Annotated in this window: 8 protein-coding genes; all 8 read right to left on the bottom strand. The window is 68.7% G+C overall.

Annotation, left to right across the window (positions count from 1 at the left end; translation table 11 throughout):
* Positions 1 to 270 precede the first annotated feature (270 nt).
* Positions 271 to 1,575 (bottom strand): Xaa-Pro peptidase family protein, encoded by a 1,305-nt coding sequence (locus QMX80_RS17100; protein WP_282278370.1) that lies wholly within the window; start codon positions 1,573 to 1,575, stop codon positions 271 to 273.
* Between the two features lie 48 nt (positions 1,576 to 1,623).
* Positions 1,624 to 2,637, bottom strand: a complete 1,014-nt coding sequence (locus QMX80_RS17095; RefSeq protein WP_282278369.1) for a magnesium and cobalt transport protein CorA — start codon at positions 2,635 to 2,637, stop codon at positions 1,624 to 1,626.
* A 14-nt stretch (positions 2,638 to 2,651) separates the two neighbouring features.
* A complete protein-coding gene (locus QMX80_RS17090; protein WP_235504320.1) occupies positions 2,652 to 3,830 on the bottom strand; it encodes a DUF4105 domain-containing protein in 1,179 nt (392 codons plus the stop codon).
* A gap of 68 nt (positions 3,831 to 3,898) precedes the next feature.
* Positions 3,899 to 4,777 (bottom strand): HlyC/CorC family transporter, encoded by an 879-nt coding sequence (locus QMX80_RS17085; RefSeq protein WP_055770054.1) that lies wholly within the window; start codon positions 4,775 to 4,777, stop codon positions 3,899 to 3,901.
* 70 nt (positions 4,778 to 4,847) lie between these two features.
* The gene (locus QMX80_RS17080; RefSeq protein ID WP_282278371.1) at positions 4,848 to 5,420 is read right to left on the bottom strand and encodes a hypothetical protein; all 573 of its coding nucleotides are present in this window, start codon (positions 5,418 to 5,420) and stop codon (positions 4,848 to 4,850) included.
* A gap of 3 nt (positions 5,421 to 5,423) precedes the next feature.
* The gene (gene ybeY, locus QMX80_RS17075) at positions 5,424 to 5,909 is read right to left on the bottom strand and encodes an rRNA maturation RNase YbeY (protein WP_273080108.1); all 486 of its coding nucleotides are present in this window, start codon (positions 5,907 to 5,909) and stop codon (positions 5,424 to 5,426) included.
* Positions 5,910 to 5,965: 56 nt separating this feature from the next.
* Complete coding sequence (locus QMX80_RS17070; RefSeq protein WP_282278366.1) at positions 5,966 to 6,829, bottom strand: hypothetical protein; 864 nt, start codon at positions 6,827 to 6,829, stop codon at positions 5,966 to 5,968.
* 39 nt (positions 6,830 to 6,868) lie between these two features.
* Positions 6,869 to 7,852: a PhoH family protein gene (locus tag QMX80_RS17065; protein ID WP_055770048.1), complete on the bottom strand. Its 984-nt coding sequence runs from the start codon at positions 7,850 to 7,852 to the stop codon at positions 6,869 to 6,871.
* Between the last annotated feature and the right edge of the window lie 355 nt (positions 7,853 to 8,207).

Below are 8,207 nucleotides of genomic sequence, written 5' to 3'. Positions count from 1 at the left end.
CGCGGGGCAGCGCCCGGCGGGAGCATGCCGGGGCCCGGCCCGGCGGGGGGTGGCCGGGCGCTACAGGGCAGCGCGATCTGTAGAGCGGGGCAACGCCCCGCTGGGGCATTCCCGGCCAAGCCCCGCCGGGCCTTGCCCGGCGCTACAGGGCAGCGCGATCTGTAGAGCGGGGCAACGCCCCGCTAGGAGCATTCCCGGCCAAGCCCCGCTGGGCACTGCCCGGTGCTACAAGGCAGCGCGGTAGCGGCGTCGGCGCACCCGGTGCGCTCGTCAGCCGAACGGGTGGTCGATCGACGGGCTCTGCGGGGTCAGCAGTTCGGCGCCGTCGGCGGTGATGTGCAGGATGTCTTCCAGGCGCACGCCGAACTTGTCCGGGATGTAGATGCCCGGTTCGTCGCTGAAGGTCATGCCCGGCTCGAGCAGGTGCTTGTTGCCGCGGACCAGGTAATCCCACTCATGCATGTCCATGCCGATGCCATGGCCGAGGCGGTGGCTGAAATAGGTGTAATCTGGGCCATAGCCGGCGTCGACGATGACCTTGCGCGCGGCGGCGTCCAGCGCCTCCATGGCCACGCCGGGGCGGGCGGCCTTCAATGCGCTGGTCTGGGCCTTCAGCACGATGTCGAAGACGCGGCGGATGTCGTCGCCGGCCTTGCCCAGCACCACGGTGCGGGTGATGTCGCTGGTGTAGCCGTCGGCCCTGCAGCCACCATCGAAGATGACCGGGGTGCCTTCGGTGAGCCGCTGCGGCGCGTCCGAGCCGTGCGGCGAGGCGGTGTACCTGCCGATGTTGACGTCGGCGCTGCCGTCCAGGCCGGTACGGGCATAGGCGAGGGCGACCAGTCCGGCGATGTCGTTCTCGGTCATCCCCGGCGCGAGCGCTTTCCACACCGCCTCGTATACCGCCAGCGTGGTCTGGTTGGCCAGGCGCATCAGTGCCAGCTCCGCCGGGCTCTTGATGCGCCGGCAGCCGGCGGTGACCGGCCACGCGTCGACGAAGGTGGCGTGCGGCAGGGCGTCCATGATGCCCCTGCTGCGGAAGAACGGTACGGTTTCCTCGATGCCGACCGTGCCAGTGGCGGCGCCGAAGCCGCGCATCACCTGCGCGACCAGCGCGTAGGGATCCTCGTCCTCCTGCCAGCCGCGCACATCGTTGCCGAGCTTGATCTGTTCCAGCGTGCGGCCGCGTTCGAATTCGGGCGTGACATAGACCGGCTCTCCCGAGCGCGGCAGGATCACGCCGGTCAGGCGCTCGCTGTTCCACCAGTGCATGCCGGTGAAGTAGGTCAGCGAGGTGCCCGCGCCGATGAACACCGCATCGATCCCGTGTTCGCCCATCAGCTGCTGCGCCCGCGCAAGGCGCTGCCTGCGCTCGTCGGCGCCGATCGGCACCACCCGATGCGCGACCGGCTTGAGCGCACGGATCGAGTCGGGAAGCGTGGATGCGTCGCCGCCTTCATCGGCGGCCAACACGGTGCCGGCCTGGCCGAGCAGGGGCAACGCAGCGGCGCCGGCGACCAGCGAGTTGCGCAGGAAAAGCCGGCGGCGGTTATCGAGGATGGCGTCGTTTTCCATGAATTCCCCTGGAAATGGGTAGTTGGAGTTGCCGCCGGCAGGCGCGGGCTACAGCCAGCCCGAACGCTTGAACAACCGGTACAGCAGTGCGCAGACCGTGCCGACGAGCAGGATCAGCAGCGGGTAGGCGTAGCGGCCGGCCAGTTCGGGCATGTCGGTGAAGTTCATGCCATACCAGCTGGTGATCAGGGTCGGCGCGGCCAGCAGCGCAGCCCAAGCGCCCAGCCGCTTGACCGTCTCGCCCTGCGCCAGGGTGACCAGCGACAGGTTCACGCTCAACGCGGTGCCGAGCATCTCGCGCAGGGTGTCGATGGCGTCGTTGACCCGTGCGGCATGGTCCTGCACGTCGCGCAGGTACAGCCGCGCCTCGTCGTTGAGCAGCTGCGCCGGGTTGCGCTGCAGCTGCGACAGCGCGTCCTGCAGCGGGGTGACCGCCAGCCGCATCTTGTTGAGTTCGCGCTTGAGGTCGTACAGGCGGATGACGGTACGGCGCCGGTAGTTCTCGGCGAAGATGTCCTTCTCCAGCGAATCCAGCGTGTCGCGGAAGCTGTCGGTGATCGGCAGGTAGTTGTCCACCACGGCGTCGAGCACCGAGTACAGGCAGAACGACGGCCCCAACGCCACCAGGTCGTGCTCGCGTTCCAGCCGCGCACGCACCGGCGCGTACGACAGCGAGGCGCCGTGGCGCACCGTCACCAGGTAGCGCGGGCCGAGGAAGGCGTGGGTCTCGCCGTAGCGGATGCGCTCCTCGACCACCTGCGCGGTGTGCACCACCACGAACAGCGAGTTGCCGTAGGTTTCCACCTTTGGCCGCTGGTGCGCCTTGCGCGTGTCCTCGATGGCCAGGTCGTGCAGGCCGAACTCGGCCTGCACCTTCTCCAGAACGGCATCGTCCGGCTCGTACAGGCCGACCCAGACGAAGCCCCGGCTGCTGGCTTCGAGCGCTTCGCTGATCGAATCCAGCGGGAGATTGCGCAGCGTGCCGTCCTCGCCGTACCAGGTGCAGTTGATGACACAGGGCGGATTGGCGGGCACTGCCGCGGGAGAATTGCCGACGTCCATGGCCGCATCGTGCCTCAGCGCGCAGTGGCCGCCAAGCCGCGGCGGCCCAGTACCAGCGCCAGCGCCAGGTGGACCGGCAGCAGCAGCACGATCCACTGCATGTTGAACTGCGCCTGCAGCGACAGCCAGTGCAGCGGCAACGACAGCGTGGCGATGGCGGCCACCGTCCACAGCAGCCAGCCGAACGCGCGGCCCGGCTGGCGCCCGCGCAGCAGCTGCCACGCACCGGGCAGCAGGGCCAGCGCCAGTGGGCTGAGCAGCAGCAGGTTGCGGTTGCCCCAGGCGGCGCGATGTTCGCTCCAGCCCCACAGGTAGGCGAGCAGCAGGCCGGCGACGCCGCAGAACAGCCAGAAGGCCAGGGCGACGCCGCCCAGCGCGCGGCGGTGACGGCGTGCGGAGAAGACCGCGCCGGCCAACGCCAGGCCAATCAGCAGCCACGGCCACCACGTGCGGTCGTATTCGGCCGGTTCCGGTGCCAGTCGCTGCGGCAGCAGTTCCTGTTCGGACTGCACCAGCGGGCGCCCCGCGGCGTTGCGGACCTCGCGCAGGCCGTCGGCCAGGCGCATCGGCACGAACGCTTCCTGCCAGCGCGACAAGGGTTGGTCGGCCCACGGGCCGAGGCCGAGATCGAAGCCCAGCCACATCCACGGCGACGGCGAGGCCAGCCGCACCGCTTCGCTGCGGTAGGAGTTGCCGCGCGAACGCCCGGCCAGCTGCGACTGCAGGCTGCCGTCCATGGCGCGGTCGAGCGCGTCGCGCACCATCGTCGAGCAGTTGGCGGTGAAGTAGTCGTAGCGGTAGCGCGCGTTCTCCGGGCGGGAGCGTTCGGCCAGATCGTCGGCCAGCGCCCGCGCCTGTCGCGGCGGCAGGTCCAGCCACTGGATGGAAGCCCCGCGCCCGGCATCACGGTACTGTGCCAGGTCCTCGTCCAGAGGCAGCGCGACGAGGTAGTACATCATCCGCCCGCGTACGAAGTTGCCGATGAACCCGGGCTCGGACGGGTCGAAGAAACCGAAGTTGTAGGAGATGGCCGGGCCGCCGTCGGGATCGGCCACGACCAGGGCGTCATGGCCGAAACGCTCGAAGAACACCTCGCCCGGCTGCATCGTCACCACGCCGATGCGCGGCGCACGGGGCGCGGCATCGTCGGCGGGCGATGCGGCGGCCCGGGCCACGCCGGCCGCCAGGCACAGCAGCGCGCACGCCAGCAGGCCTGCGAACGGGAAGGCGGGGCGCAGCAGCCGGGAAAGACGCAGGGCGATCAAGCTTCGTCCTGCGAGTCGGGGGGCAGCACGGTGACGTGGAAGGCCTGCACCCGCCGCGCATTGGCGCGCGCGACGCGGAACACGAAGCGGTCCAGGGTGAGCTCGTCGCCGATCTCGGGCAGGTGGCCGATGGCCTCGGTGACCAGCCCGCCGATGGTGTCGTAGTCGTCGTCGGAGAAATCCGCGCCGAAGCTTTCGTTGAAATCCTCGATCGCGGTCAGCGCATCGACCACGTAGCGGCCATCGGCCTGGATGGCGATCTGCGCGGTGTGGTCCTCGGCTTCGTCGTGCTCGTCGTCGATCTGGCCGACGATCTGCTCCAGCACGTCCTCGATGGTGACCAGGCCGGCGACGCCGCCGTACTCGTCCACCACGATCGCCATGTGGTTGCGCGAGAGCCGGAACTCCTTGAGCAGCACGTTGAGCTTCTTGGATTCGGGAATCAGCACCGCCGGGCGCAGCAGTTCGCGGATGCTGGCATGGCTGTTGTCGGCGACCACGCCGCGCAGCAGGTCCTTGGCCAGCAGGATGCCGAGCACGTCGTCCTTGTTCTCGCCATGCACGGGGAAGCGCGAATGGCCGGATTCGACCACCTGCTTCATCAGTTCGAGGAAAGGCTGCTCGACCGGCAGGGATACCATCTGCGAGCGCGGGATCATGACGTCGCCGACGGTCAGTTCGGCCACTGCGATGGCGCCTTCCATCATGCGCAGGGTATCGGCGGCGATCAGGCCGTCCTGCTCGGCCGTCTGCAGCACGGCCACCAGTTCGTCGCGGGTATGGGGTTCGCCGGAGAAGGCCGCGCTCAGGCGTTCGAGCCAGCCGCGTTTCTTTTCGCCCTGCTCCGGGGCGGTACTACTGTCGTCTTCGGACATCTCTTCGATCAGGGCACCCGGCGGGCCGGGCGGTGAGGGCAAGTCTAGCAGGATGTCCGCTGCTGCCCGCTCAGGCCGGCGGCGCGTCTTTGACCGTGCCGGAGGCGGCGGCCGGCGCCTCTTCCTCGGCCGGAAGATCCAGGCTGTAGGTGCAGCCGGCCAGGGTCTTGCCGGGGTGGGACTTGACGTTGGATACGCTCAGGATCACCGACTCGATCAGCGCCTCGCCGGTGCTGGCGTCGGTCACGTCGCGGCTGACCAGTTCGCGGCCGGCCATGAATTTGCCATCGGCGTCGTAGCCGGTTTCCAGGTCCAGCGCCCCGGCCAGCGGCCGCGGATCGGCCAGGTCCAGGATCGCCATGATGCTGGAGCCGGCCATGGCGATATGGTCCGTCGGATGGCCGAACACGGTCACCGGCGTGTTCAGCGTGTACTCGTTCATGAACAGGTTGCCCTGCGGCAGCGGCCGCCAGCCCAGCGCGACCGCCTTGAGCGGATCGGCGGCGATGGGCGCCAGCGCGGCGAAGTCGCTCACGCCCTGGCGGCATTCGATCAGGGCGGGCAGGTCGACGGCCGGGTCGGCATACGCGGCGGCGGGCAGCGCAGCGGCAAGCAGCAGCGGGAACAAGCGCCGGGTCGGCATCATTCAGCGCTCGCCGGCGTAGGGATCGGCGATGCCCAGTTCGGCGAGGATCTCGCGTTCGAGCTGCTCCATCGCCTCGGCTTCCTTGTCGTCCTCGTGGTCCCAGCCGAGCAGGTGCAGCACGCCGTGCACGGTCATGTGCGCGTAGTGGGCGTTGAGCGCCTTGCTCTGCTCATCGGCCTCGCGCGCCACCACCGGCGCGCAGATCACCAGGTCGCCGAGCAGCGGGAACTTGACGCCCTTGGGCAGGCCCTCGGGAATCTCGGCCGGGAAGCTGAGCACGTTGGTGGCGTAGTCCTTGCCGCGGTAATGGCGGTTCAGCGACTGGCCTTCCTTGATGTCGACCACGCGGATGGCCAGGTCGGCTTCGCGGATGCGCCCTTCCAGCGCCGCGGCGACCCAGCGCCGGAAACTCACTGCCGCGGGCAGCCCGGCGCGGGGCAGGGCATAGCTGACGGCGACATCAAGACGGACGGGGCCCTTGGTCATGGCAGGTTCCAGCGATCAGGCGATGCAGAGACGCACAGTATCGCGCGCAAGCGGTTTCACTGCGACTTCCATTCGTCCGCATCGAAGGTGATTTCCACGACCTTGAACGTGGCGCGCTGGTCCGCGATGCCCGCTTCTTCGATGGACGGGTGGCAGTTGTGGCCCTTGAGCAGGGTGGCCTGGCGGACCAGCTGTACCGCGCCCTGCTCCGGTGACGCGTCGGTGGAAAGATGAATGGTGCCGCCTGCGCAGCCGCCGACATTGGCCACCTGCAGGGCCGGAACCAGCTGGCGCGCGGCGCGGTCGGTCAGCGCGTTGAATTCATCGGACGAAATGCGCTCCTGCGCGGCCGAGGCGCGCAGTTTGAAATAGTAGAGCTGCTTGTAGAACAGGTAGCCGTTGGAATACAGCGGCCAGTCGCGGGGCGGCAGGCGCATGCTCAACTGCAGCTTCTGTCCGATGAGCTGCCCGGCCTCGACCTGTGCCTTGATCACCGCCACGTCGGCGCCAGTGGCGGGCGGGCCGTGCGGCGTCTCCGGCGACGGCAGCGGGAACGGCCCCTGCTGCAATTCGCGCAGCTGCGTATAGGTGCCCTGTTCACCGGCCAGCCGCAGGTCGTGGCGGAAGGCCTCCATGCCGTCGCGGACCGCCTGTTCCTGCGCCATCAGTCCGGCAGGATAGACATAGACGTCGAAGCGGATTTCCTGGTGGTCCTTCAACGCATAGCGGAAACCGGCGCCCGCATATTTCCGTCCGGGATCGAAGGAGCTTCCTTCGAGCTCGAAATCGCCGACCTGCACGGGGGCGATCAGGTAGCTGGTTTCGATGTAGGCCCGGTCGTGCTTCTTCCTGGCGGCCACCGGAAAGCTGGCGGCAACCGCCAGGACCCACAGGGCAAGCAGCAGCGTGGAACGGGGCATGGCACCTCCTGTGCGGATCGGTGCCGGGAGTGTAGGCCCTTACTCCGCCCCGGGATTGACCCGCTGCAGGTCGCGGCGGTCGTAGGCGCTGACGATGCGCGCCACCAGCGGGTGGCGGACCACGTCGCGCGATTCGAAGAACGTGAAGCTCACGCCCTCGACGTCGCGCAGCACCTCGATGGCGTCGCGCAGGCCGGATTTGACGTGCTTGGGCAGGTCGGTCTGGGTGAGGTCGCCGGTGACCACCGCGGTGGAGCCGAAGCCCAGGCGGGTCAGGAACATCTTCATCTGTTCGATGGTGGTGTTCTGCGCCTCGTCCAGGATCACGAAGGCGTCGTTGAGCGTGCGCCCGCGCATGTAGGCCAGCGGCGCGATCTCGATGACGTTCTTCTCCAGCAGCTTGGCGACCTTCTCCACGCCGAGCATTTCGTACAGCGCGTCGTACAGCGGGCGCAGGTAGGGATCGACCTTCTGGGTGAGGTCGCCGGGCAGGAAGCCCAGCTTCTCGCCGGCTTCCACCGCCGGGCGCACCAGGATCAGGCGCTGCACGCGCGATTCGTTCAGCGCTTCCACCGCCATGGCCACGGCCAGGAAGGTCTTGCCGGTGCCGGCCGGGCCGATGCCGAAGTTGATGTCGTGGGTGGCGATCTGGTGCAGGTAGCGCGCCTGGTTCTGGCCGCGACCGCGCACGGTGCCACGCTTGACCTTGATCGCAACCTCCTGCGCGTCGTAGGCGCGCCCGGCGACCTGTTCGACGTTGGCGCGGCTCAACAGCAGGTGGATGGCGTGGCTGTCCAGAGCGGTATCGGCGGCTTCATCGTAGAGCGCCTTGAGCAGGCGCTCGGCCTCGCCGACGGTCCTGCCGGGGCCGCTGACGCGGAATACGTTGCCGCGGTTGGCGATCTCCACGCCAAGGCGCAGTTCGATCTGGCGCAGGTTCTCGTCGAAAGGGCCGGCGAGGTTGGCCAGCCGCTCGTTGTCGGCCGGTTCGAGGGTGAAGTCGTGGTGGGTGATTGCGGTCATGGAGGCAAAGGTGGTGCCGATGCGCCCGGTATCAATGCCGGGGAGCGCAGGCCGGCATTGTCTCACTTCCGGTGGGGACGGGCGTCCGCGGCGCCGTCCGCTGGCTGGCGGCGGATGAGGAAGGGGTGTGCCTGCGACGGGCCTGCACGATTCGATCATTGAAATTTAATTATTCATTGAATTAAATAAGGCGATGAAGCGAGCCATATCCAGCAAGTCCACGGGCGGCACGGGCATCGCCGCCGCGTCCCAGGCGCCGGCAACGCAGGCCGGGCCGGCGTCCCGCGCGCCGCGCAAGCGCACACCGGGCCGGCGGCCCACGGCCGACGCCATCGACCTGCGCGAGCGGCTGCTG

This window comes from Stenotrophomonas sp. PS02297 (assembly GCF_029959705.1).
Lineage (GTDB): Bacteria > Pseudomonadota > Gammaproteobacteria > Xanthomonadales > Xanthomonadaceae > Stenotrophomonas > Stenotrophomonas nitritireducens.
The sequence above is the reverse complement of the archived record's forward strand: the minus strand, read 5'-3'. Positions and strand labels throughout refer to the sequence as shown.

Excerpts from the sequence above, each read along its gene's own strand:
- QMX80_RS17100 (WP_282278370.1), bottom strand. The coding sequence starts at position 1,575 with ATGGAAAACGACGCCATCCTCGATAACCGCCGCCGGCTTTTCCTGCGC.
- QMX80_RS17095 (WP_282278369.1), bottom strand. The coding sequence starts at position 2,637 with ATGGACGTCGGCAATTCTCCCGCGGCAGTGCCCGCCAATCCGCCCTGT.
- QMX80_RS17085 (WP_055770054.1), bottom strand. The coding sequence starts at position 4,777 with ATGTCCGAAGACGACAGTAGTACCGCCCCGGAGCAGGGCGAAAAGAAA.
- QMX80_RS17080 (WP_282278371.1), bottom strand. The coding sequence starts at position 5,420 with ATGCCGACCCGGCGCTTGTTCCCGCTGCTGCTTGCCGCTGCGCTGCCC.
- ybeY (WP_273080108.1), bottom strand. The coding sequence starts at position 5,909 with ATGACCAAGGGCCCCGTCCGTCTTGATGTCGCCGTCAGCTATGCCCTG.
- QMX80_RS17070 (WP_282278366.1), bottom strand. The coding sequence starts at position 6,829 with ATGCCCCGTTCCACGCTGCTGCTTGCCCTGTGGGTCCTGGCGGTTGCC.
- QMX80_RS17065 (WP_055770048.1), bottom strand. The coding sequence starts at position 7,852 with ATGACCGCAATCACCCACCACGACTTCACCCTCGAACCGGCCGACAAC.